The sequence below is a fragment of the Allobosea sp. P1_B10 genome, assembly GCF_056406735.1.
The window spans coordinates 111,994-135,258 of record NZ_JBFTZP010000009.1 but is presented as its reverse complement, the minus strand read 5'-3'; the positions used below and the strand labels follow the sequence as shown (position 1 = coordinate 135,258).

At 65.0% G+C, this 23,265-nt stretch carries 21 protein-coding genes; 3 read left to right on the top strand and 18 right to left on the bottom strand.

Going from position 1 to position 23,265, the window contains the following annotated elements:
- Positions 1–42: 42 nt before the first annotated feature.
- From hflX to dusB, 7 genes are all read right to left on the bottom strand, one after another.
- Positions 43–1,431 carry a GTPase HflX gene (hflX, locus tag AC1D2L_RS19085; RefSeq protein ID WP_476847472.1) on the bottom strand — a complete coding sequence of 463 codons (1,389 nt, stop codon included), beginning with the start codon at positions 1,429–1,431 and terminating at the stop codon, positions 43–45.
- 5 nt (positions 1,432–1,436) lie between these two features.
- On the bottom strand, positions 1,437–1,685 hold the full coding sequence (gene hfq / locus AC1D2L_RS19080) for an RNA chaperone Hfq (protein ID WP_056713550.1): 249 nt from the start codon (positions 1,683–1,685) through the stop codon (positions 1,437–1,439).
- Positions 1,686–1,903: 218 nt separating this feature from the next.
- The gene (gene ntrX / locus AC1D2L_RS19075; protein WP_476847471.1) at positions 1,904–3,271 is read right to left on the bottom strand and encodes a nitrogen assimilation response regulator NtrX; all 1,368 of its coding nucleotides are present in this window, start codon (positions 3,269–3,271) and stop codon (positions 1,904–1,906) included.
- On the bottom strand, positions 3,268–5,544 hold the full coding sequence (locus AC1D2L_RS19070) for a sensor histidine kinase NtrY-like (RefSeq protein ID WP_476847470.1): 2,277 nt from the start codon (positions 5,542–5,544) through the stop codon (positions 3,268–3,270). Before AC1D2L_RS19070 ends, ntrX begins: the two co-directional genes overlap by 4 nt.
- Before the next feature lie 154 nt (positions 5,545–5,698).
- On the bottom strand, positions 5,699–7,147 hold the full coding sequence (ntrC, locus tag AC1D2L_RS19065; protein WP_476847469.1) for a nitrogen regulation protein NR(I): 1,449 nt from the start codon (positions 7,145–7,147) through the stop codon (positions 5,699–5,701).
- Between the two features lie 20 nt (positions 7,148–7,167).
- Positions 7,168–8,307: a two-component system sensor histidine kinase NtrB gene (locus AC1D2L_RS19060; protein WP_476847468.1), complete on the bottom strand. Its 1,140-nt coding sequence runs from the start codon at positions 8,305–8,307 to the stop codon at positions 7,168–7,170.
- Positions 8,308–8,323: 16 nt separating this feature from the next.
- Entirely contained in the window at positions 8,324–9,346 is a 1,023-nt protein-coding gene (dusB, locus tag AC1D2L_RS19055; protein WP_476847467.1) for a tRNA dihydrouridine synthase DusB, read from the bottom strand.
- A gap of 181 nt (positions 9,347–9,527) precedes the next feature.
- Here dusB and AC1D2L_RS19050 point away from each other — a divergent pair, with 181 nt between their 5' ends.
- Both AC1D2L_RS19050 and AC1D2L_RS19045 read left to right on the top strand, forming a co-directional pair.
- Entirely contained in the window at positions 9,528–10,721 is a 1,194-nt protein-coding gene (locus AC1D2L_RS19050; protein ID WP_476847518.1) for a bifunctional 2-C-methyl-D-erythritol 4-phosphate cytidylyltransferase/2-C-methyl-D-erythritol 2,4-cyclodiphosphate synthase, read from the top strand.
- A 5-nt stretch (positions 10,722–10,726) separates the two neighbouring features.
- The gene (locus AC1D2L_RS19045; RefSeq protein WP_476847466.1) at positions 10,727–11,218 is read left to right on the top strand and encodes a CinA family protein; all 492 of its coding nucleotides are present in this window, start codon (positions 10,727–10,729) and stop codon (positions 11,216–11,218) included.
- A gap of 3 nt (positions 11,219–11,221) precedes the next feature.
- Here AC1D2L_RS19045 and AC1D2L_RS19040 read toward each other — a convergent pair whose 3' ends face one another.
- The 11 genes from AC1D2L_RS19040 to AC1D2L_RS18990 all read right to left on the bottom strand — a co-directional run bounded on the left by AC1D2L_RS19040 (position 11,222) and on the right by AC1D2L_RS18990 (position 20,789).
- The gene (locus AC1D2L_RS19040) at positions 11,222–11,692 is read right to left on the bottom strand and encodes a type II toxin-antitoxin system RatA family toxin (RefSeq protein WP_476847465.1); all 471 of its coding nucleotides are present in this window, start codon (positions 11,690–11,692) and stop codon (positions 11,222–11,224) included.
- 20 nt (positions 11,693–11,712) lie between these two features.
- On the bottom strand, positions 11,713–12,720 hold the full coding sequence (lipA, locus tag AC1D2L_RS19035; protein WP_476847464.1) for a lipoyl synthase: 1,008 nt from the start codon (positions 12,718–12,720) through the stop codon (positions 11,713–11,715).
- A 98-nt stretch (positions 12,721–12,818) separates the two neighbouring features.
- Positions 12,819–13,082: a GlsB/YeaQ/YmgE family stress response membrane protein gene (locus AC1D2L_RS19030; protein WP_476847463.1), complete on the bottom strand. Its 264-nt coding sequence runs from the start codon at positions 13,080–13,082 to the stop codon at positions 12,819–12,821.
- Between the two features lie 80 nt (positions 13,083–13,162).
- On the bottom strand, positions 13,163–13,507 hold the full coding sequence (locus AC1D2L_RS19025) for a GlsB/YeaQ/YmgE family stress response membrane protein (RefSeq protein ID WP_476847462.1): 345 nt from the start codon (positions 13,505–13,507) through the stop codon (positions 13,163–13,165).
- Positions 13,508–13,550: 43 nt separating this feature from the next.
- Positions 13,551–14,993, bottom strand: a complete 1,443-nt coding sequence (gene lpdA / locus AC1D2L_RS19020; RefSeq protein ID WP_476847517.1) for a dihydrolipoyl dehydrogenase — start codon at positions 14,991–14,993, stop codon at positions 13,551–13,553.
- 15 nt (positions 14,994–15,008) lie between these two features.
- A complete protein-coding gene (locus AC1D2L_RS19015) occupies positions 15,009–16,382 on the bottom strand; it encodes a pyruvate dehydrogenase complex dihydrolipoamide acetyltransferase (protein ID WP_476847461.1) in 1,374 nt (457 codons plus the stop codon).
- On the bottom strand, positions 16,373–16,756 hold the full coding sequence (locus AC1D2L_RS19010; protein WP_476847460.1) for a hypothetical protein: 384 nt from the start codon (positions 16,754–16,756) through the stop codon (positions 16,373–16,375). Before AC1D2L_RS19010 ends, AC1D2L_RS19015 begins: the two co-directional genes overlap by 10 nt.
- Positions 16,757–16,759: 3 nt before the next feature.
- Positions 16,760–18,160 (bottom strand): pyruvate dehydrogenase complex E1 component subunit beta, encoded by a 1,401-nt coding sequence (locus AC1D2L_RS19005; RefSeq protein ID WP_476847459.1) that lies wholly within the window; start codon positions 18,158–18,160, stop codon positions 16,760–16,762.
- Between the two features lie 60 nt (positions 18,161–18,220).
- On the bottom strand, positions 18,221–19,318 hold the full coding sequence (gene pdhA / locus AC1D2L_RS19000) for a pyruvate dehydrogenase (acetyl-transferring) E1 component subunit alpha (RefSeq protein ID WP_476847458.1): 1,098 nt from the start codon (positions 19,316–19,318) through the stop codon (positions 18,221–18,223).
- Between the two features lie 177 nt (positions 19,319–19,495).
- Entirely contained in the window at positions 19,496–19,807 is a 312-nt protein-coding gene (locus AC1D2L_RS18995) for an FtsB family cell division protein (RefSeq protein WP_476847457.1), read from the bottom strand.
- Positions 19,808–19,877: 70 nt separating this feature from the next.
- The gene (locus tag AC1D2L_RS18990; protein WP_476847456.1) at positions 19,878–20,789 is read right to left on the bottom strand and encodes a helix-turn-helix domain-containing protein; all 912 of its coding nucleotides are present in this window, start codon (positions 20,787–20,789) and stop codon (positions 19,878–19,880) included.
- A 227-nt stretch (positions 20,790–21,016) separates the two neighbouring features.
- On the opposite strand from AC1D2L_RS18990, the gene AC1D2L_RS18985 reads away from it, so the two are divergent.
- Positions 21,017–23,233, top strand: a complete 2,217-nt coding sequence (locus AC1D2L_RS18985) for a TonB-dependent siderophore receptor (protein ID WP_476847455.1) — start codon at positions 21,017–21,019, stop codon at positions 23,231–23,233.
- The last annotated feature ends 32 nt before the right edge of the window (positions 23,234–23,265 follow it).

Here is a 23,265-nt window from a genome sequence, read left to right as displayed (position 1 = left end):
TCACAGGATTGCGCTTCCGGCGACCATTCAGCCGGTCGCGTCTCAGTTCTGCCGGACCGCCTCGGGAAACCGCGCGCCGAACGATCCCTCGCGCTCCGGCGGCAGGCGCACTGTCAGGGCCAGCGTCCCATCCTCCGCATCCTCGCGTTCCAGGATCTCGCCATTGGCGTGCAGCCAGGCTAGCGACTTGCCGTCGCCCGGCTCGAGGCTAAGCGCGTAGACGGGCCGGCGCCTAGCGATGCGCTGCTCGATCGCGTCGGTCAGCCGCTCGATGCCGTCGCCGGTCAAGGCAGATACGAGAACCGGGCGGGAAACCTCAGGCTTGAGTCCCGCAAGACCGAGCTGGCGCTCGCGTTCCGGGATGTCGAGCAGGTCGGACTTGTTCCAGACCTCGACCACGCGCTGGCCGTCATCGGGATCGATCCCGAGATCGCGCAGGATCGCCTGCACGTCGGCGGCCTGGGCCTGCGTGTCCTCATGCGAGACGTCGCGGACATGCAGCAGCACATCGGCCTCGATCGCATCCTCCAGCGTCGCCCGGAAGGCGGCGACGAGCTGCGTCGGGAGGTCCGAGATGAAACCGACAGTGTCCGACAGCATGATGCGGGCGCCATGCGGCAGCTTGATCGCGCGCGCGGTCGGGTCGAGCGTGGCAAACAGCATGTCCTGCGCCAGAACCTCGGCGGAGGTCAGCCGGTTGAACAGCGTCGACTTGCCCGCATTGGTGTAACCAACAAGCGCAACTACGGGATAAGGCACGCGTTTACGGCTGGCGCGATGCAGGCCGCGGGTGCGCTTGACGCTTTCCAGATCGCGCTCGATCTTGGTCATGCGCTCCTGGATGATACGCCGGTCGGCCTCGATCTGGGTCTCGCCGGGGCCGCCGAGGAAGCCGAAGCCACCGCGCTGGCGCTCGAGGTGGGTCCAGGACCGCACGAGACGGCTCTTCTGGTAATTCAGGTGCGCGAGCTCGACCTGCAGCGTGCCCTCTCGAGTCCGCGCTCGCCGGCCGAAAATTTCGAGAATCAGGCCGGTGCGGTCGATGACCTTGCAGCCAAAGGCCTTCTCGAGGTTGCGTTGCTGGACCGGCGACAGCGCGCAGTCCATCACGACGAGGCCGATTTCCTCGAGCTTGATCCGCTCGGCGATCTCCTCGACCTTGCCCTTGCCGAGATATGTGGCTGGCCGAAAAGCCGTCAGCATGACCTGGATCGGCTCGACGACCGTCAGGTCGATTGCTGCAGCCAGGCCGACGGCTTCATCGAGCCTGGCTGCGAAGGACCGTTGATTGCTGTCGGCCGTGCCGCCGCCACGGCGCTGCGAGTACGGACCCACGACGTAGGCCCGAGTATTCGCGGCGATCTCGCGCTCGATCTCATCGAGCGGTTTGGTGACCGATTGTGGCTCGTCTGTCCCGCTGCGGCCGGACATCGGCCTCAGGCCTTGTCCTGTTCCTCGGGCTCGAACAGCTGCACGGGATGGCCCGGCATGATGGTCGAGATCGCGTGCTTGTAGACCAGCTGCGAGTGCCCGTCGCGGCGCAGCAATACGCAGAAATTATCAAACCAGGTGACGACGCCCTGCAGTTTCACGCCGTTGACGAGGAAGATCGTCAGCGGAATTTTCTGCTTGCGAACGTGGTTGAGGAACGTGTCCTGAAGGTTTTGAGCCCGCTCTGCGGCCATGGGTAGCCCCTATTGTTGGGATCGCTCATCGGCTTGAAGCCCGCGATCCATTTCGTTTCGTTTGCAGACGCGCAATCGGGCGCGCCGCCCTGAAACACCGACGTCACATAAGATCGTCGCATTGCGCGACAAAGCAAGTGCAATATCACTTCGCAGGTGCACATTGCCCGTGCATATCTCGCAGGCACTCATGCAAACAGCGCCTGCCCCGCCACGTTTCAGCCCACTCCGAGCGATTTCAGCTTCCGGTGCAAGGCCGAACGCTCCATGCCGATGAATTCGGCGGTGCGCGAAATGTTGCCCGAGAAGCGCGCGATCTGCGCGATCAGATACTCGCGCTCGAAGATCTCGCGCGCCTCGCGAAGCGGCAAGCTCATCAGCTTTTCGCCACCAGAGCCCGATGGCGTCGTCGGGACCATGGCCCCGACTTCGGCGGGCAGCATCTCGATCGTGATGTCGGCTGTCGGGTCGCCCTTGGTCAGGATCATCAACCGCTCGACATTGTTGCGGAGCTCGCGAATGTTGCCTGGCCATTCATGGGACTGGAGGACCGCCATGGCGTCGGAGCCGATCCGGCGCTTGGGCAGGCCGCTCGCCACCGAGATCTGCTCCATGAAGAACTCGATCAGCTCCGGCACGTCCTCGCGTCGATCCGACAGCGAGGGTACGCGCACCGGTACGACGCTGAGGCGGTGATAGAGATCCTCGCGGAACTGCCCGTCAGCGATCAGCTTGGCGAGATCGCGACTGGTCGAGGAGATGATGCGGACATCGACATGGACGCGCGTTGCGCCGCCCACGCGCTGGAAATTTTGGTCGACCAGCACGCGCAGGATGCGATTCTGGGTCTCGCGCGGCATATCGCCGATCTCGTCGAAATACAGAGAGCCGCCATGCGCCTCCTCGAGCGCGCCGACGCGACGCGTGCGGCCCTCGCCCGCCTCGACGCCGAACAGCTCCTCCTCCATCGTATCGGGCGTGATCGTCGCCGCATTGATCACGATGAACGGCCCGGAGGATCGGGACGAGCCCTCATGCAGGGTGCGCGCCGCCAGCTCCTTGCCGCAGCCGGGCTCACCGGTGATCAGGATGCGTGCATTGGTCGGCGCCACGCGCTCGATGGTCTGGCGCAGCTGGTTGACGACCGTCGAGCGGCCGACGATGCGGCTGGCCTGGACCGAGCGCGTCTTCAGCTCCCGGACTTCGCGGCGCAGGCGCGAGGCTTCGAGCGCACGCTCGGCCACGAGCACCAGCCTGTCGGCCTTGAACGGCTTCTCGATGAAGTCATAGGCGCCGCTCTTGATAGCGGAAACCGCGGTCTCGATGTTGCCGTGGCCCGAGATCATCACGACCGCGAGGTCGGGATGGCTCTCCTTGATCAGCTCGAGGACCTGCAGCCCGTCCAGCCGGCTGCCCTGCAGCCAGATGTCCAGGAAGACCAGGTTGGGCCGGCGCGCGGCGATCGCGGCAAGAGCCTCGTCTGCCGATCCAGCCTTGCGGGTACGGTAGCCTTCATCCTCGAGCAGGCCCGCGACCAGCTCGCGGATATCGACCTCGTCGTCGACGACCAGAATATCAGCGCTCATACGGCAATCCCATTCTGCTTGTCCCGGGCGGTTGCCGCTAATCTCTCGCGGCCGCTCGTTGTCTCGCTATCGGTCTCGGTGGCGGGGCCTGTCTCGGGGAACCACAACCGGACACGCGCGCCGCGCGTGCCCTGCTCGGCGTCCGGCCGATCGAGCAATTCGATGCCACCGCCATGGTCTTCGAGGATCTTGCCGACGATGGCGAGGCCAAGGCCGGTGCCGCCCTCGCGCGTCGTCATATAGGGTTCGAGCAGCTTCTGGCGCTGGTCGGCTGGCAGTCCCTTGCCGTTGTCGATGATGTCGATGACGATCCTGCCATCGTCGCGGCGCTCGAATGCGATCTCGATCTCGCCTCGCCCTCGGATGTCGGCAGGCACCGCCTGGATCGCCTCAGTCGCGTTCTTGATGACGTTCGTCAGCGCCTGCGAAATCAGGCGCCGGTCGAACTGGGCCAGAACCGCTTCCGCGGGCAGGTTGTCGGTCATCGTGATCTCGGGATTGCCGACGCGCATCAGGAAGACGATCTGCCGCGCGGTCTCGACGATGTCGTCGCGCGAAAGCGACGGCTTCGGCATGCGCGCGAAGGACGAGAACTCGTCGACCATGCGGCGGATATCGTCGACCTGGCGCACGATCGTCGCAGTGCACTGGTCGAAGATCTCCTTGTCCTCAAGGATCACCTTGCCGAACTTGCGCCTGATCCGCTCGGCCGAGAGCTGGATAGGCGTCAGCGGGTTCTTGATCTCGTGCGCGATGCGGCGGGCGACATCGGCCCAGGCCGCGGTCCGCTGCGCCGAGACGAGATCCGTGATGTCGTCCAGCGTCACGACGAGCCCCGCACCGGCGCCCTCACCCTCTCGGACGGCCCGGATATTGACCATCCGGTCCTGTCCGCCGCGCGTCAGCGAGACCTGCCCCGCGCTCTGGCGCGAACGCCCATGGAGCGCGTCGGCGACGAAGGTGGCAACCTCGGGCGCGACCTGCGCGATCGGTTCGCCAAATACGCGGCTGCCGGTGCCGAGAAGCCCCTCGGCCGAGCGGTTGATGATGGTGACGCGGCCCTCGCCATCGAGGCCGAGGACACCCGAGGAAACGCCCGACAGCACGGTCTCGGTGAAGCGCCGCCGTCGATCGATGACGTCGCTGGCGGTGACGAGCCCGTCGCGCTGTCGGCGCAGCTCCGCCGTCATCTTGTTGAAGGTCTCGCCGAGATGGGCGAGATCTCCCTCCGATCTCCTGATCGGGACCTGCACATAGAAGTTTCCGCTGGAGACCTGGTCCGTTGCATGGATCATCCGCCGGATAGGCGCCACCAGCCCGTTGGCAAAGCTCAAGCCGAGCCAGATCGCCGACAGCAGCAGGATCAGCGCGATCAGCGCATACATCGAGGCGAAGGCGATCTGCACGCCCTTCCGGCGGGCGTCGATGGCGAGATACTCGACTGCCGCGCCACGGGCGACCGCGGGGAACTCGACCGCCAGCGGGTCGACCTCGCGCGCGACGTGGAGATAGCCGTTCTCATAGGCGGGCAACCTGACCAGCGCGCCGAAGATACGGCCGGTCTCGGGCACGATACAGATCGGCTCCGGCGCGGAATCGGCGTCGTCGAAGGCGGCCTTGTCGGGCTGCGGAGCATTCTTCAGCACGTCGATGCTGGCGCGCACGAGCACCTTGTCGGGTGGCTGCATGATCGCCGCGACGGGCACGCCGAGTGCGGTGGCCCGCGCGGTCAGGAAGTTTTCGAACCATTTTCGGTCGACATCGTAGGCCGGCTTGGCACGCGCCAGGTCATCGGCAAGGACGCGGATCTCGCGACCCAGCGACTTGCACTGGTTGGCGGCATAGGCGTCGGCGACCTCGACGGACTTGAAGATCGCGTCGCGCATTCTGTCCGAGAACCAGGGCTCCAGGCCGCGCTCGATCGTTACCGTCGCGATGATCGCAACCAGAATCGCCGGCAATGTCGCGATGATGCTGAAAAGCCCGACGATTCGGACGTGGAGGCCGGCCGCGGCGGCTCCCGCGCGACGCGCCCTGATCAGCACGGCCGTCTCGAAGGCGACGATGATCAGGAGCAGCAGGATCAGCAGCGCATTGAGGATGAAGACGCCGACGACGACCTCGTGCACCGGCGCGATCGGCGTGACGCCGGACAGCACCATGAAGGTGACTAGCGCCGAGACGAGCGCGAAAACCACGACGATCGCCCCGAGCCAGCCCGAGACGCGCCGGGGCGCATCCTCGCCACGCGGCGTGATTCTGACATCGCTCATCGAAGCTGACACGGTTTCTTGACGACTCCCGGACGACCGGCCCGGAACGGGCACGGCCTGGCGCGCGGCATAGATGCGCCGACGCAACGGTGTTGTCAAAATGCGACATATGAAAGGCGGGAAACGCTCCGTTTCCCGCCTTTGCCGTCCGACCTCAGCGCGGTGAGCGTACCACCTGCATGTCGAGCTCGCGAATCTTCTTCCGCAGCGTATTGCGGTTGAGGCCGAGCAGTTCAGCTGCGCGGATCTGGTTGCCGCGCGTCGCAGCCAGTGCGGCGGCGATCAGCGGCGGCTCAACCTCGCGCAGGATGCGATGATACAGCCCGGGAGGGGGAATATTGTCGCCAAAACCGCCGAAGTACTGATTGAGATGGCGCTCGACCGAGCCGGACAGCGTTTCTGCGCGTTCCTGGGTGGTGGCGCCGGAGAAACTCGTCGCCTGGCTCGAGGGCTGAAGTTCAGCCTCGACGATCGGCGCGGTGATGGTCTCCTGGGGATAAAGCGCGGCCAGGCGGCGGACGAGGTTCTCGAGCTCGCGCACATTGCCGGGCCAGCGATAGCGACGCATCACGTCCATCGCTTCCGAATCGATCTGCTTGCGCGGGAGGCCCTCCTTCTCGACCAGCGAGAAGAAGTGGCGCACGAGATCAGGAATATCTTCGACGCGCTCGCGCAGCGGAGGCAGGCGAATCGGCACGACGTTCAGCCGGAAGAACAGGTCCTCGCGGAACAGCCCCTGCGCGATCGAGATACGCAGGTCCTTGTTGGTCGCTGCAACGATACGGACATTGGTCTTGATCGGGGTGCGACCGCCGACAGTCGTATATTCGCCCTGTTGCAGCACGCGCAGGAGACGGGTCTGCGCCTCCATCGGCATGTCGCCGATCTCGTCGAGGAACAGAGTGCCACCCTCGGCCTGCTCGAAGCGGCCCGAGGAGCGAGTCAGGGCGCCGGTGAAGGCCCCCTTCTCATGGCCGAAAAGCTCGGATTCGATCAGGTCCTTCGGAATCGCAGCCATGTTGATGGCGACGAAGGGGCCGTTCTTGCGCTTGCCGTAGTCGTGCAGCGCGCGGGCGACCAGTTCCTTGCCGGTGCCTGACTCGCCGTTGATCATGACGGTGAGATCGATGGGCATCAGTCGCGCGAGCGCGCGGTAGACGTCCTGCATCGCCGGGGAACGGCCGATCAGCGGAATGTCGTCGGGCTCGGCGACGTGGGGGCGGCCGCCGTCGCCGCGCGGACGAGACAGCGCCCGGCCGACAATTGCGACAAGCTCCTTCAGGTCGAAGGGCTTTGGCAGATATTCATAGGCGCCGCGCTCCGACGCCTTGATCGCGGTCATGAAGGTGTTCTGCGCGCTCATCACGATGATCGGCAGCTCGGGCCGCACGCGCTTGATGCGCGGCAGCAGGTCGAAGGCATTGCCGTCAGGCATCACCACGTCGGTGATGATCAGGTCGCCAAGCCCCTGTGCAGCCCAGGTCCAGAGTGTCGCCGCCTGGCCGGTGGTCCGCACCTCGTACCCGGCCCGTGCGAGAGCCTGGTTGAGGACAGTGCGGATGGCGGCGTCGTCGTCCGCGATGAGGATGTTACCCGTCGGCATTCAAATCGTCCTGTCGGCCTTTAAGCGCTCTGCCGCGACCGGGGCTGGTGCAACGGCAGCAGAAGTCGGAAAATCGTGCGGCGCGGGACAGAGTCGCATTCGACGATGCCGCCGTGATCGCCGATCACCTTGGCAACAAGTGCAAGTCCAAGGCCACTGCCCTGGGCCTTGGTCGTGACGAAGGGATCGAACAGGTGCGGCACCAGGTCGGACGGCACGCCCGGACCGTTGTCGCGGATGCCGATCTCCAACGGCAGGGCGATGCGCCCCTCGGCACCGGCGAGTTGCATCCTGATGCCCGGCCGGAAGGCGGTCGTCAGGGTGATCTCGCCGTCAATCGCCGTTTCGCCAATGGCTTCCGCCGCATTCTTCACCAGGTTCAACAGGACCTGGACGAGTTGGTCGCGGTTGCCCGCGACCGCGGGCAGCGAGGGATCGTAGATCTCGTTGAAGCGGATATGGCGGGCAAAGCCCGACTGCGCGAGCCGCTTCACATGGTCGAGCACGTCATGGACATTGACCGGACCGCGATCACTCGGCCGCTCATCGCCGAAGAGTTCGACGCGCTCGACGAGCTTTACGATCCGGTCGGTCTCGTCGCAGATCAGTTGGGTCAGGAGGCGATCGCTGTCGGGGACGGAGGCTTCTAGCAGTTGAGCCGCGCCGCGGATGCCGGAGAGCGGGTTCTTGATCTCATGCGCGAGCATGGCGCCGAGCGCAGTAATTGAGCGGGCTGCTCCCCTGTGGGTCAGCTGCCTGTCCATTTTTTCGGCAATTGTACGTTCTTGTAGCATAACCACGACCGCATCGCCCTGGCTGGGCAAGGGAGAGGCAAAGACATCGACCACCCGATCGACGCCCAGTCGCGGCGAGCCGAGGTCAAGACGGTACTCGCTGACGCTCGCGCCCCGGCGCTGGACCTCCTCGATCAACGCCAGGACAGGCGAACCGAAGGCGATGTGATCGTCGATGCGCTGGCGCTTGAGAACGACGGTGCTCGACTGGAAAAAATCCTCGGCGGCAGTGTTGGCGTAGAGGATGCGATGGCTCTCACCCACGACCAGTACCGGCATGGGCAACACGTTCAGGGCCTGGGCTTCGATCAAATCGATCAGGAAATCCTCGCTTCCCGTTCCGCCGTCCAGAAACGCCATCGCCATACGCAAAACCTTTCGCTCAAGCCGCGACGCGGTCGAGTTCGCCAGAGAACAACCGTGCCAGTGAAGCGAGCACAGCTTGAGGATCGTTCGATGTCAGCAGGGTCTGCCGGCTGTCGGCATCAGGCGCGCAGCCGCTTGCCAGCGCCTCGTTGGCATAGGCCGCCAGATGCTTGCGGGCATGCCGCACGCCATGGGCGATGCCCATCAGGCTGAGCAGCCCTTCATAATGCTCGCGTGCCACGGCGTGTTTTTCCACCACGGTCAACGCGCGTACGGGGAGGCCAGCGAGTCCGGCGCCGATATCGCCGACCAGCCAAGGCCGCCCGAGCGCCGCACGACCGACCATGACGAAATCGGCTCCCGATTGCGCGAGACAGGTCCGGGCCTGATCGAGGTCATGGATATCGCCATTGGCGACGAGCGGAAAATCGCCGGCCGCGCGCACGGCCTTGATGGCCTGCCAATCGGCCGTGCCCTTGTAGAACTGCTGCCGTGTACGACCATGAACCGTGATCAGCGCGGCGCCCTCGGCCACCGCCCGGCGCGCCAGTTCGGGCGCATTGCGCGAGGCATCGTCCCATCCCAGCCGCATCTTGACCGTCACGGGCACCTTCACGGCCTGAACGCAGGCGCGCACGAGCGCCAGAGCATGGTCGAGATCGCGCATCAGCGCAGAGCCGGCCCAGCCTCCGGTGACCTTCTTGGCCGGGCAGCCCATATTGATGTCGACCACGGCAGCGCCATTGCTCTCGGCAAGGCGGGCGGCCTCGCCGAGCCAATGCGGATCGCAGCCGGCCAGTTGCACGACATGGGGTGAGATCCCCGCCCCCTCGGCACGAATCCGTGCTTCCTCGCTGCCCCGGACGAACTCGTCCGAAGCGACCATCTCCGAGATGACGAGGCCGGCGCCATAACGCGCGCAGATTCGGCGCATCACGATGTCGGTGACGCCCGACATCGGAGCCAGGAACGCACGCGACGTCGGAGCGACACCACGATCAGCCAACGCAACCACGCCCGAATTTGAGGCAATATCCATTATGCATATTTATTGGACATTGCTGCAATTGCGCAAGAGCCCAATACCCATGTTGCGATGCAATAACGCCGCACCCCTGCCGCTCCGTCAATGGCCACTGACAAGCCAGCGGGCTTGGCGAACGAACGAGCTGCGCCTATCACCAAAGCCCTTACAGGACCGAGACGCCGTGCCAACAGAATTGACAGATCGCCCCCTCCCAGTCGCCGCACTGCTGGTCGCCGCCGGCCGTGGCCTGCGGGCAGGCGCTGGCATGCCAAAGCAATACCGTACCCTCGGAGGCCGGTCTGTTCTTGCGCAGGCCCTGACGCCTTTTTTGGCTGAACCCGGCATCGACCGGATCCAGGTGGTGATTGGCGTCGGGGATGAGGCACGCTATGCCCATGCGATCGGCAGCCTCGAGACACGGAAGCTGACGGCGGCCGTCGTCGGAGGCGAGACGCGGCAGGCCTCGGTCCTGCGCGGGCTCCAAGCGCTGGCCGCAGGGGGCTTTGACGGGGTGGTGCTGGTGCACGATGCCGCCCGACCCTTCGTCTCGCCAGCCCTGATCGGCACCGCGATCGGCGCGACGTGGGACGCGGATGCTGCTGTTCCAGCCCTGGCAGTGACAGATACGATCAAGCGGGTTGACGAGCGGGGTCGGGTCGTCGAGACGCCGCCACGGGACAGGCTGGTCAGCGTGCAGACGCCCCAGGCCTTCCGCTTCAGCGTCCTGCTCGCCGCCCATGAAGCTGCTGCGGCCGCCGGCGTCGACGGGTTGACCGACGACGCAGCCCTGATGGAATGGGCCGGACACCCAGTCGCTACGTTCCCGGGCGATATCACAAATATCAAGCTGACCCATCCGCAGGATTTCGAGCGCATGCCGACTGACCGGCCAACAGAATTCCGTGTGCGCGTCGGCACAGGCTACGACGTGCACGCTTTTCAGGAGGGCGACCACGTCTGGCTCGGCGGCGTCAGGGTTCCCCACGACCAGGGTGTGCTGGCGCATTCGGATGGCGACGTGGCCTTGCACGCACTGACCGACGCGCTGCTCGGTGCGCTGACCGATGGCGATATCGGCACGCATTTTCCGCCGAGCGACCCTCAATGGAAGGGCGCGGCATCGATGCCGTTCCTGACCTTCGCAGCCAACCGGGTCAGGGAGCGTGGCGGCAAGATCGATTTCCTCGACCTCACCATCATCTGCGAAGCGCCCAAGGTCGGCCCGCATCGCGAGGCGATCCGCCAGGCGATCGCCGACGGGACCGGCGTGCGCATCGACCAGGTCGCGATCAAGGCCACGACTTCGGAGCGGCTTGGCTTCACCGGTCGCCGCGAAGGATTGGCGGCGCTGGCCACAGTGACGATTCGCCTGCCCGAAAAGGAGTAGCCGACATGCCCGATCTCGCAATCCGCTCGCTCGCCGCCGAACTCCTGAAAATCAGCCGCGAGCGCGGCGTTACCGTTGCAACCGTGGAATCCTGCACGGGCGGGCTGGTCTGCGGCGCGCTCACGGCGATTTCGGGTTCGTCGAGCATGGTGATGGGCGGGCTGGTGACCTATTCGAACGAGGCCAAGGTCGCGCTTGCCGGCGTTCCGGCCGAACTCATCCAGGAGCATGGCGCGGTCAGCGAGCCGGTCGCCCGCGCGATGGCGGAGGGCGGCCGCGACCGGGTCGGTGCAACACTTGCCGTCTCGGTCACAGGGGTTGCCGGCCCCGACGGCGGCAGCGATGCCAAGCCGGTCGGGCTCGTGCACTTCGCCTGCGCCGGCCCCGACGGGACACTGCATCGCGAGAAGCGCTTCGGCCCGCAAAGCCGCGACGAGATAAGGCGCCTGAGCGTGCTTGAAGCCCTCGACCTGCTGCGCGAGGCGGCGCTGGCCTGAGCCCTAGCCCAGCCTGGCCGGGACCTCGGCGCGGTAGATCAGATCGGCACGACGCTCGAAAGCTTCGGCGAACTTCCGAAACGCCTTGTCGAACATCGTCCCCATCAACAGGCCCAACATGCGGCTGGCGAATTCATAGGAAATGAAGAAGCCGATCTCGCAGCCGCGCTCGTCGGGCTTGAAGCTCCAGCGGTTCTCGAGATAGCGGAACGGCCCGTCGACATATTCGACCAGGATCTTGAGATTGGCCGGGTCGAGCGTGACACGGCTGGTGAAGGTCTCGCGGATCGCCTTGTAGCCGACGGTCATGTCGGCCACGAGCACCTCGCTGCCGTCTTCGCGCGGGGTGCGCTTGCGGATGACGAGCCCCTCGCACAGCGGCAAGAACTGCGGGTATTTCTCGACATCGGCCACAAGCGCGAATATCTGCTCGGGCGAATGCTTCACCCGGCGGGTGCTGTTGAACATCGGCATGGTGCGACCTTGATCCCGGCTCAGGCGCCGAGCTTGGAGGCCCGCGCCGCGCGCAGCTTGGCGAAATCCTCGCCGGCATGGTGCGAGGAGCGGGTCAGCGGCGTCGAGGACACCATGAGGAAGCCCTTCACATAGGCGATCGCCTCAAAACCCTTGAACTCGTCGGGCGTGACGAAGCGGATCACCGCATGGTGCTTGCGCGAGGGTGCGAGATACTGGCCGATGGTGATGAAGTCGACATCGGCCGAGCGCAGATCATCCATCAGCTGGAGTATCTCGTTCCGCTCCTCGCCGAGGCCGACCATGATGCCGGACTTGGTGAAGATGGTGGGGTCAATCTCCTTCACCCGCTGCAGCAGCCGCAGCGAGTGGAAGTAGCGCGCGCCGGGGCGCACCTTGAGGTACTTGCCGGGGACGGTCTCGAGGTTGTGGTTGAAGACATCGGGCTTGGCCGCGACGACGACTTCGAGCGCGCCGGGCTTGCGCAGGAAATCGGGCGTCAGGATCTCGATGGTCGTGCCGGGCGAAGCCTCCCGGATCGCGTGGATGACGCGGGCAAAGTGCTCGGCGCCGCCATCCTTGAGGTCGTCGCGGTCGACCGAGGTGATCACGACATGCTCGAGCCCGAGCTTGGCGACGGCCTCGGCGACCTTGCGCGGCTCGTCATGGTCGAGCGCCTGGGGCACGCCGGTCTTCACGTTGCAGAAGGCGCAAGCCCGCGTGCAGGTGTCGCCCATGATCATGAAGGTGGCGTGCTTCTTCTCCCAGCACTCACCGATATTGGGGCAACCCGCCTCCTCGCAGACCGTGACCAGCTTGTTGGCTTTCACGATCTTCTGGGTCTCGGCCCATTTGGGCGAGCCCGGCGCCTTGACGCGGATCCAGTCCGGCTTGCGCAGGATCGGGTTCTCGGGCCGCTTCTGCTTCTCGGGGTGACGCAGTTCGACCGGAGCCGACGGCGCCTCAGCCTTCGGATTTCCGATATTCGGCCGCGGATCGCGGTTCAGCAGGTCGAGAACGAGCGCCATAACCCTATTTCCATACGTGGCAGGCAGGGCCGGAATGCCCTCGCCTGCTCTCTAGCTAATCCGCCTGACGGCGGACGACAACAGCACCTGGAGTCGCGTCAGCTGCGCGGCTTGCGTGCGGCGTTCCAGATCACGATGACCACGACCGCGCCGACGACAGCTGCCGTAAGGGTGCGCAGAAAGCCAAAGATCGGAATTTCAAGAAGTTCGGCGAGCCGGCTGCCGAGGAACGAGCCGGCAACGCCGACAAGCATGTTCGTGAAGAGGCCGTGATCGGACGAAGTGATGCGCTCGGCGATCCAGCCCGCGAGCAAACCGATGAAGATCGTCGCGAAGAAACCGTAGCCCGGCTGCGCCGCCATTGCGGCATTGATCGAGTCCATCCGTCGTCATCCTTCGTCAGCCCAGACACGCCGCGGCGCGAACTTAGCACAGGTTGGGTTCAGGCGATAAAACGAGCCAGGAGAACGACCAGAATGGCGCCCAGCACCGCCATCGCCGCATCGTCGAGAAAGGCATGACCCGTGCGCACACGCCATCCCGTCAGCCGGACTAAGCCCTGCCCGACCAACATGCCCAGCACCCCTACGACGGCATGCCGGACCAGCCCGCCGCCGCCGACGACCAGGCTGGCGACGAAACCTGTCGCCGTGCCGAGTGCAATCGTCGGCGCCAGCGCCCGCCAGTCCACCGCCAGACCCTGCTGCCCGTGGGGCGGCAGGATCTCGACCTTTTCATCCGCGATGATGCGGTCTGCCGTGCGTCTCTTGCGCGTACGTGTCGTCATGGCGCCGATATGTGGATGAGAGCGCGGGATTGGAAGCCTCGCCTCAGGCGTTCAGCACCCTGCCGTAGGCGTCGAGCACGCTTTCCTTCATCGTTTCCGACAGGGTCGGATGCGGGAAGATGGTGTGCATCAACTCTTCCTCGGTGGTCTCGAGGTTCATCGCGACGACAAAGCCCTGGATCAACTCGGTGACTTCCGCGCCGACCATGTGGGCCCCCAGGAGCTTGCCGGTCTTGGCGTCGAAGATCGTCTTGACCAGCCCGCTGTCCTCGCCGAGCGCCACGGCCTTGCCGTTGGCGACGAAGGGGAAGCGCCCGACCTTGAGCTCGTGCCCGGCGGCCTTGGCCTTGGCCTCCGTCAGGCCGACGCTTGCGATCTGCGGGTGGCAATAGGTGCAGCCCGGGATCATCAGCTTGTCCATCGGGTGCGGATGCAGCCCCTTGATCGCTTCGACGCAGATCACTGCCTCATGCTCGGCCTTATGGGCGAGCATCGGCGGGCCTGCGACGTCGCCGATCGCATATACGCCCTTGATGCTGGTCCGGCAGACATCGTCGATCGCGATGAAGCCGCGATCGGTCTTCACGCCGAGCGCCTCAAGGCCGATATTCTCGACATTGGCGACGACGCCGACTGCCGAGATCATGCGATCTGCCGTGATGGTCTGCTTAGCGCCCTTCTCGTCCTCGATATGAGCGGTGATCGAGTCGGCGGATTTCTCGACCTTGGTCACCTTCGCGCCGGTGAGGACCTTGATGCCCTGCTTCTCGAAAGCCTTGCGCGCGAAGGCGCCGATCTCGGCGTCCTCCACAGGCACGACCTGCGGCATGACTTCGACCACGGTCACCTCGACGCCCATCGTCCGATAGAACGACGCGAACTCGATGCCGATGGCGCCGGAGCCCATGACGAGCAGCGACTTCGGCATCTTCTGCGGGACCATCGCCTCGAAATAGGTCCAGATCAGCTTGCCGTCGGGCTCGATGCCAGGCAGGGCTCGCGGCCGGGCGCCGGTCGCAATGATGATGTGATCGGCCGTGTAGGTGCCCTCGCCCTTGGCCGTCTTCGGCGGCGGCACCTGCGGCTGCATCGCCGGCTTCTTCGTCGGCGCAACGATGACGGTGCCGGGCTTGGTCAGCTTGGCCTCGCCCCAGATCACGTCGACCTTGTTCTTCTTCATCAAGAACTGGACGCCGTTGTTCATACGGGTCGCGATGCCGCGCGAGCGCGCCACGACCGCGGCGAGATCGGCCTTGAAGGTGCCTTCCAGAACCAGCCCGTAATCCTTGGCGTGCTGGCCGTAATGCAGGATCTCGGCCGAGCGCAGCAGCGCCTTGGTCGGGATGCAGCCCCAGTTGGAGCAGATGCCCGCCAGGTGCTCGCGCTCGACGATCGCGGTCTTGAAGCCGAGCTGCGCTGCGCGGATCGCCGCGACATAGCCGCCCGGACCGGAGCCGATGATGATGACGTCGTAGTCAGCCATGATGTCTCTCCCGCGCCGTCAGACCAGCATCGACATGGGCTTCTCGATGAAGCCCTTGAACGCCTGCATCAGCTCGGCACCGAGCGCGCCATCGACGGCGCGATGGTCGGTCGAGAGCGTGACCGACATCACGGTTGCAACCGCGAGCGCCCCGTTCTTGACCACGGCCCGCTGCTCGCCGGCGCCGATCGCCAGGATCGTCGCATGCGGCGGATTCACGATCGCCGCGAAGTCCTTGACGCCGAACATGCCGAGATTGCTGACCGCCGTGGTGCCGCCCTGATACTCCTCGGGCTTCAGCTTGCGGTTCTTGGCGCGGGCCGCCATGTCCTTCATCTCGTTGGAGATTTGGCTCAGCGTCTTGTGGCAGGCGTCGCGGATCACCGGGGTGATCAGGCCGCCGGGGATCGACACCGCGACGCCGACATCGGCGTGCTTGTGCTTGAGCATGGTGTTCTCGGTCCAGCTCACATTCGCCTCGGGCACCGCCCGCAGCGACAGGGCCAGAGCCTTGATCACGAGGTCGTTGACCGAGAGCTTGTAGGCCGGCTTGCCGTCCTTCTCGGGGGCGGCTGCGTTGAGCTCGGCCCGCAGCTTCAGCAGCGCATCGAGTTCGCAATCGATCGTCAGATAGAAATGCGGGATCGTCTGCTTGGCCTCGCTGAGGCGGCGCGCGATGGTCTTGCGCATGCCGTCATGCGGCACCTCTTCGTAGGAACCAGGCGCAAACAGCTTCTTCACGGCTTCATCGGACATGCCGGCGGCCAGCGGAGCAGCCGCAGGCTTCGGTGCAACCGCCGAACCCGTTGCAACAGGAGCGGCAGCAGCCTTGGCGCCACCACCGGCCTTCGCCGTCTCGATATCCTTCTCGACGATGCGCCCATGCGGGCCCGAGCCCTGGACCTTCGACAGGTCGAGGCCGGCCTCCTTGGCCAGCCGTCGCGCCAGCGGCGAAGCGAAGGGCCGGTCGCCTTCGGCCTTGCTCGGCGCAGCCGCAGCGGCGGGCGCTTCGGCGGCAGGCGCAGTTGCCTTGTCGTCAGCCTTGGGAGCCTCAGCCTTGGCGGCCTCTGCCTTGGGAGCGTCGGCCTTGGGAGCGTCGGCCTTGGGAGCGTCGGCCTTGGCAGGCGCTGGCACGGCCTTGGCGTCCTCGCCCTCGGCCGCGATCACGCCGATGACCTCGTTGACGGCGACATCGGCTGTGCCTTCGGGCACGACGATCCTGGCCAGGATGCCTTCATCCACGGCCTCGACCTCCATGGTCGCCTTGTCGGTCTCGATCTCGGCGATGATGTCACCGGACTTGATCGAGTCGCCTTCCTTCTTGAGCCATTTGGCGAGGTTGCCCTTTTCCATGGTCGGAGAAAGAGCCGGCATGAGGATGTTCACGGGCATGGCTGGAGGCTCGCTTTTTCCAATGCGATGAGCAGCAGGCGGCGGGCTATGCCCATGCCGAAGCTCAGGGAGACTAAGACGAATGCGAGGTAATCGAGATGTTCGAGCGCGCTGCCGGCAAGCGACCCGCCAAACATCAGTTCCGGCGCGAAGGCCTGCATCGATTCCGGGACCAGGGAGAGCACCCCGCTCGCAGCGAGACAGTACGCAATGAGATCGATGCGGTGCAGGCGCAGTCTCGCAAGCGTCGCACTACGAGGCGTTACCGGTCTGGGACTCAGCCGCTGCCCGGGTCGGAAATAGGCGGCGGAAACTCCGCCACCCACCAGCGCCAGGCCGACCGAGGCCACCATGGCTTCGACCGTCAGCGCCATGACTCAGCTCCGATAGCAGACGGCCTTGGCCGCCGCGATGACCTCGCCGACATTCGGGAGGGCGAGCTTCTCGAGGTTGGCCGCATAAGGCATCGGCACGTCCTTGCCCGTCACGCGGGCCACCGGCGCATCGAGGTAGTCGAACGCCGCCTCCATGATGCGCATGCCGATCTCGGCGGTGACACCCGACTGCGGGAAGCCTTCCTCGACGGCGACGCAGCGATGCGTCTTCTGTACCGAGGCGATCACCGTCTCGATGTCCATCGGGCGGATGGTGCGGAGATCGATGACCTCGGCCTCGATGCCGTCCTTGGCGAGAGCCTCGGCGGCGGCGAGCGCATAGGTCATGCCGATGCTGAAGGACACGATCGTGACATCCTTGCCGGGGCGCACGACCTTGGCCTTGCCGATCGGGACCAGGACGTCGTCGCCCTGCGGCACCTCGAACTGACGACCGTAGAGGATCTCGTTCTCGAGGAAGATGATCGGGTTGGGATCGCGGATCGCGCTCTTGAGCAGGCCTTTTGCGTCCGAAGCGCTATAGGGCGCGATGACCTTGAGACCGGGCACGTTGGAGTACCAGGCGGCATAATCGTGGCTGTGCTGGGCACCGACGCGCGCGGCCGCGCCATTGGGCCCGCGGAACACGATCGGACAGCCCATCTGGCCGCCTGACATGTAGAGGGTCTTGGCGGCGGAATTGATGATCTGGTCGATCGCCTGCATGGCGAAGTTGAAGGTCATGAACTCGACGATCGGCTTGAGGCCGGTCAGCGCCGCGCCCACGCCGATGCCGGCAAAACCATGCTCGGTGATCGGGGTGTCGATGACGCGCTTGGCGCCGAACTCCTGCAGCAGCCCCTGCGTGACCTTGTAGGCGCCCTGGTACTCGGCGACCTCCTCGCCCATGACGAAGACGTCACGGTCGCGGCGCATCTCTTCGGCCATGGCATCGCGCAACGCCTCGCGGACCGTCATGGTGACGATCTCGGCACCGGCCGGGAACTCCGCGGAGGCGTCGTAGGTCTTGGCCTGGGCCGGGACCGTGGGCGGGGCGGAGGCGGCGGGAGCAGCGGCAGGCTCCTCGGCCTTGGGTGCGGGCTCAGCGGCCTTCTCGGCTGGCTTGGCGGCGGCAGGCTCGCTTGCGGCGCTGACATCCTCGCCCTCGGCCGTGATCACGCCGATGCGCGTATTGACTGCGACATTGTCGGTGCCGTCAGCCACGAGGATCTTGGCCAGGATGCCCTCATCCACGGCCTCGACCTCCATGGTCGCCTTGTCGGTCTCGATCTCGGCGATAATGTCGCCGGCCTTGACCTTGTCACCTTCGGCTTTCAGCCACTTGGCGAGCTTGCCCTGCTCCATGGTGGGCGAAAGGGCAGGCATGAGAATGTCGATCGGCATGAACGCACCCGGAATTCTAGGACAGGTCGGGACTGGCGGGGAGTGGGCGAAGCGCGGCCGTCAGGCCCGCGCCGCCTCCAGCGTGATGTCGGTGAAGAGCTCGGACGGATCGGGCTCGGGGTCGTGGGTCGCGAAGTCCGCGGCGTCGTTGACGATCTCGCGCACCTTCGCATCGATAGCCTTGAGCTCGTCCTCGCCGATCTTGAAGTCGCGGGTGAGGCGCCCCCTCACCTGCTCGATCGGATCGTGCTCCTCGCGCATGCGCTGAACCTCGTCCTTCGAACGGTACTTGGCGGGGTCGGACATCGAGTGGCCGCGATAGCGATAGGTCTGCATCTCTAGGATGTAGGGGCCCTTGCCGCTGCGGGCATGTTCCATGGCGCGCTCGCCGGCGGCGCGTACCGCGCGCACATCCATGCCGTCGACCTGCTCGCCGGGAATGCCGAAGGATACGCCACGGCGGGAAAAATCGGTCTGCGCGGAGGCGCGGCTCACCGAGGTACCCATGGCGTAACGATTGTTCTCGATCACGAACACGACCGGCAGCTTCCAGAGCTGGGCCATGTTGAAGCTCTCATAGACCTGGCCCTGATTGGCAGCGCCGTCGCCGAAATAGGCCAGCGAAACGCGGCCGTCCTCGCGATACCAGTTGGCGAAGCCGAGGCCGGCGCCAAGCGAGACCTGCGCGCCGACGATGCCGTGGCCGCCATAAAAATTCTTCTCGCGGGAAAACATGTGCATGGAGCCGCCCTTGCCGCGCGAATAGCCGCCGCGCCGCCCCGTCAGCTCAGCCATCACACCGCGCGATTCCATGCCGCAGGCAAGCATATGACCGTGGTCGCGATAGCCCGTGATGACCTGGTCGCCATCCTTAGAGGCCATCTGCATGCCCGTAACGACCGCTTCCTGACCGATATAGAGGTGGCAGAAGCCGCCGATGAGGCCCATGCCGTACATCTGGCCGGCCTTCTCCTCGAAGCGGCGGATCAGCAGCATCTCGCGATAGGCGTGGAGATCTTCGTCCTTGCTGAAGACCGGGACATTGCTGAGCGCAGCCGCATCCCTGTCATTCGTTGCCTTGGCGGCCCGCGCCTTGGCGGGTTTTGTCGCAGCTTTCGCCTGAGCGGGAGCTTTCATCTTGCGCGCGGCAACGGCCATAGGCGGTCCTCCAAGGTTCTTCGACCTTTGTTGTAGAGGATCGTAAAACCGTTGGCGAGGGAGCCATCTCGCAATGCAGCATGAGACAACACACTGATATCTCAACGACAATCAGTAGTAACCGATTTTCAGTTAACCGGTGTGTTTGGAACTATTTGGCGGTACCGAGGGGTACGGTCAACGCCCCATGACGATGACATCGTTCTTGTGCGTGCGACCCAGAACGGAGCGCGCATGCTCCTCGAGAAGATCGCGGTCGACGGCCTCGTCGCGCACAAGGGAAAGGCGTTGCTCCCAGACCTTGCGCTCGGCGGTCAGGACCGCAAGCTCGCCTTCGGTGGCCCGAAGCGCTTCCTGCAAGGTGCCGCGCGCCTCCAGCCCCCGCGCGCCGTGCTGGGCGTGGAAGAGGAAATAGCTCACGGCCGCGCCCGACACGAGGTAGAGCGCGAGAGTGATGAAAACGGATCTGACACCGCGGCGAATAACCATTCCCGCACGCTAGGACGGCTTGGTTTCTGATGCGTTAACGCGCCAGCATCCGATGCCCCGCAGACAGGCCTCAATGAGGCGCGGCGGGCAGCGAGACGCGGAAGCCGCGCATGGAGCGCTGCCAGGCGGCAGGTGTCTCGCCGACGATCCGCCGGAAGACGCGGGTGAAGTGGGCCTGGTCCGAGAAGCCGGCCTCGACAGCAACCTCGGTCAGGGCGCGATCACCCGCCATCAGCATCTCCTGGCCTTTGCGTACGCGCGCCTGGATCTGCCATTGATGCGGGGGCACCCCGGTCGACGCCTTGAAGGCGTGACTGAAATAGGATTGCGACAGACCGACCATCGCGGCGAGATCCTGCAGCCGGATCGAACCGCTGCAATGGGCGGCGATGTAGTCGGTGACACGCTGCAATTGCCAGGGCGCCAGTGGCGTGCGCCGCCGCGCCTGATGGCGGCCGATCGCGCAGACATCGACTAGCATCGCGAGCGTCAGGCTGTCGCCATAGAGGTCGTGCCGCGCGTTCGGAGCCGCACACTCATGCGCGATGAGGTTTGCCAGCGAAAGCAGCCGGTCGTCGGTGAAGCGGAGCCTCGGCTGCGCCAGCACGCTGGACTCGAACGGCTCAGCAAGGCGCTCGCTGACCTCGGCCGGGTCGAAATGCAGGTCGAGATGGCGCAGGCGCATCGGCCTCTGGACATTGCCCCAGAGTGGGGTGTGCGCAGGGATGTAGTTGAACGATCCCGTGCCACCGCAACCAGGCAAAGCCTCGCCGGTCGGCTTCAGCCGGGTCTCGAACGGACCGCCCTCCGCCGCGAGCACGATGAAGAGACGGGGGTGCTCCGAGACATACTGCCCGCGCGCGCCTGGCGCGCACTGCGCGTGCCAGAGATCGGCGACGACGCCGTTCCAGGAGCGCCACTTCAATTCCTCGACGACGTTCACGCCGTCACGGATCGATGTCATGCAGGGCTGGAAGGTCATGCTCAATTCCGGATCGAACGCTTACGGGCCGACAGGCCCGCCAACATTCGGCGCTTCGCTGCAGATGCTAACGCGGTAGCCAGGAACGTTCAACGGACAACATGATTGATCAAGCCAGACTTCGGATGAACTGTTAATCGCTCGACCCCGCCATCTTGTCGCATTTTGAATGGTTCTAATTTTGAACAATTCTCAAATGACGACACTGCATGAGATAGAGCGCCAATATGTGCTACGTCAGAGCCATGACCCCGAGACTTATTCTTGCCTCGACTACGTCACTCGGAGCTCTGCTGTTTAGCAGCGGCGTTTTCGCCCAGCAGGCTGCGCCGGCGATCCAGCTCGACACGCTCGTCGTCGAGGGGCAGGCCGAGACTGCCACCGGGCCGGTGAACGGCTATGTCGCGACGCGCTCGGCGACCGGCTCGAAATCGAACACGCCGATCACTGCGATTCCGCAATCGGTCTCTGTGGTCGGCCAGGACGAGATCAACGACCGCAAGGCGCTGAAGGTCGACGAGGCGCTGCGCTACACTGCCGGCGTCACGGCACAGGCCTTCGGGCCCGATCCCGATACAGACTGGCTCTTCATCCGCGGCTTCGCTGCGACCCAGACCGGCGTCTTTCTCGACGGGATGCCACTTTATGCCTTTGGCTTCGGCGGCTTCCAGATCAATCCGTTCCTGCTGGAGCGCGTGGAGGTGCTCAAGGGCCCGGCTTCGGTGCTCTATGGCGGCGCCAATCCCGGAGGCATCGCGAACCTGGTCCGCAAGCGCCCCGATGGCCGAAACTTCGGCTATGCCGAGGTCGGCATCAACCAGTTCGGCAATGCCTATCTCGGGCTCGATGTCGGCATGGCCGACAAGCAGGGCGTCTGGAGCACGCGGCTCACCGGCAAGATCTCGGGCGGCGACCAGTACACCGATATCTCCAAGGATTTCCGCGGCACGATCATGCCGCAGATCAAGTACCAGCCGACCGCCGCAACCAGCATCACAGCCTATGGCATCTATTCGTATCTCGATCAGATCCACATCGGCGGCGGGTTCCTGCCTTATGTCGGCACAGTCGCAAACGCACCCTTCGGCAAGATCCGGCGCAAGGCCTTCCTGGGCGAGCCGGATATCGACGACCAGAAGCGCCGGGAGACCATGCTGGGGTACGAGTTCCAGCACAAGTTCGACAGCGACTGGACCTTCAGCCAGAACGCGCGCTATGGCCGGATGAGGGGCTCGCAGCTCGGCCCTTACGGGTTCGGCTATGCAGGTCCGGATTCGCCGTTCGGCGGCCGATTCCAGCCATTGGGACCCGATTTCCAGCTCTACCGGATAGGGTTTCAGGAGCGCACCGAGGTCAACACCTTCACCATCGACAACCGGCTGGAGCGCAGCTTTCGGACCGGCGGCCTCGACCACTCGCTGCTGATCGGCGCCGACTACAAATACTTCAATATCGACCACACCCAGGCCTCGGGCGGCGCGACGACGATCAGCGTCACCAACCCGGTCTATGGCGCCCCGCAGGGGCCGACGTCGGTCTATCTCGACCAGAACCTGAAGCAGCACCAACTGGGCTTCTATGTGCAAGACCAGATCCGCTTCGGCGGCGGCTGGCTCGTGACGCTGAACGGGCGCTACGATTACGTCGACAAGAAATCCGTCAGCCCGGCCTCGCTGGCATTCTCGCCCAGTTATGAGAAGACGGAAGCAGCCTTCAGCGGCCGCGCCGGCCTGGCCTATGAGTTCGCCAACGGCCTGACGCCCTATGTCAGCGTCGCGACGTTCTTCAACCCCGTCTTCGACGCCAACGGAGCCGGAGTCACGGGACGCTTCATTCCGTTCCAGCCGGAGAAGGGCCATCAATTGGAGGCCGGCATCAAGTACAAGCCCGGCTTCATGGATGCGCTGATTACGGCGTCGGTGTTCCATCTCGTGAAGCAGAACGTGCTGACGCCCTCGCCCACCTTCTTCAACGCCTTCGCGCAGCAGCAGCTCGGCGAGGTCACGTCGAGCGGCATTGAGTTGGAAGCCAAGGCGAACCTGAGCGAGAACTGGAAAGTGCTGGCCTCGCTCACCGCATTCGATCTGAAGACGACCAAGGACACGCGGCCGGCCTATGTCGGGCGAACGCCGCAGATCGTTCCCGAGATCACCGCATCGGCCTGGCTCGACTACGCCGTCACGCAAGGCACGCTGAAGGGTTTGAGCCTTGGGGCCGGAGTGCGCTATGTCGGCAGTTCCTGGGTCGACAACGAGAACACCCTCAAGGTGCCGGCGGCAACGCTCGTCGACGCCGCGATCCGCTATCAGATCGGGAGCTGGGGCATGGCTGTGAACGTGACCAACCTGTTCGATAAGGCCTATGTCAAAAGCTGCCAGGGCGTTTCGGGCTGCGGCTATGGCGATGCCCGCACGGTGACGGTGTCGGCGAACTACAAGTGGTGAGCGCTTCGACCCGACAGGCAACGTGGGGGCCG

Bases quoted from the DNA above. Each gene is read 5' to 3' on its own strand.
- hflX (WP_476847472.1), bottom strand. From the start codon at position 1,431: ATGTCCGGCCGCAGCGGGACAGACGAGCCACAATCGGTCACCAAACCG.
- hfq (WP_056713550.1), bottom strand. From the start codon at position 1,685: ATGGCCGCAGAGCGGGCTCAAAACCTTCAGGACACGTTCCTCAACCAC.
- ntrX (WP_476847471.1), bottom strand. From the start codon at position 3,271: ATGAGCGCTGATATTCTGGTCGTCGACGACGAGGTCGATATCCGCGAG.
- AC1D2L_RS19070 (WP_476847470.1), bottom strand. From the start codon at position 5,544: ATGAGCGATGTCAGAATCACGCCGCGTGGCGAGGATGCGCCCCGGCGC.
- ntrC (WP_476847469.1), bottom strand. From the start codon at position 7,147: ATGCCGACGGGTAACATCCTCATCGCGGACGACGACGCCGCCATCCGC.
- AC1D2L_RS19060 (WP_476847468.1), bottom strand. From the start codon at position 8,307: ATGGCGATGGCGTTTCTGGACGGCGGAACGGGAAGCGAGGATTTCCTG.
- dusB (WP_476847467.1), bottom strand. From the start codon at position 9,346: ATGGATATTGCCTCAAATTCGGGCGTGGTTGCGTTGGCTGATCGTGGT.
- AC1D2L_RS19045 (WP_476847466.1), top strand. From the start codon at position 10,727: ATGCCCGATCTCGCAATCCGCTCGCTCGCCGCCGAACTCCTGAAAATC.
- AC1D2L_RS19040 (WP_476847465.1), bottom strand. From the start codon at position 11,692: ATGCCGATGTTCAACAGCACCCGCCGGGTGAAGCATTCGCCCGAGCAG.
- lipA (WP_476847464.1), bottom strand. From the start codon at position 12,720: ATGGCGCTCGTTCTCGACCTGCTGAACCGCGATCCGCGGCCGAATATC.
- AC1D2L_RS19030 (WP_476847463.1), bottom strand. From the start codon at position 13,082: ATGGCGGCGCAGCCGGGCTACGGTTTCTTCGCGACGATCTTCATCGGT.
- AC1D2L_RS19025 (WP_476847462.1), bottom strand. From the start codon at position 13,507: ATGACGACACGTACGCGCAAGAGACGCACGGCAGACCGCATCATCGCG.
- AC1D2L_RS19015 (WP_476847461.1), bottom strand. From the start codon at position 16,382: ATGCCCGTGAACATCCTCATGCCGGCTCTTTCTCCGACCATGGAAAAG.
- AC1D2L_RS19010 (WP_476847460.1), bottom strand. From the start codon at position 16,756: ATGGCGCTGACGGTCGAAGCCATGGTGGCCTCGGTCGGCCTGGCGCTG.
- AC1D2L_RS19005 (WP_476847459.1), bottom strand. From the start codon at position 18,160: ATGCCGATCGACATTCTCATGCCTGCCCTTTCGCCCACCATGGAGCAG.
- pdhA (WP_476847458.1), bottom strand. From the start codon at position 19,318: ATGGCCGTTGCCGCGCGCAAGATGAAAGCTCCCGCTCAGGCGAAAGCT.
- AC1D2L_RS18995 (WP_476847457.1), bottom strand. From the start codon at position 19,807: ATGGTTATTCGCCGCGGTGTCAGATCCGTTTTCATCACTCTCGCGCTC.
- AC1D2L_RS18990 (WP_476847456.1), bottom strand. From the start codon at position 20,789: ATGACCTTCCAGCCCTGCATGACATCGATCCGTGACGGCGTGAACGTC.
- AC1D2L_RS18985 (WP_476847455.1), top strand. From the start codon at position 21,017: ATGTGCTACGTCAGAGCCATGACCCCGAGACTTATTCTTGCCTCGACT.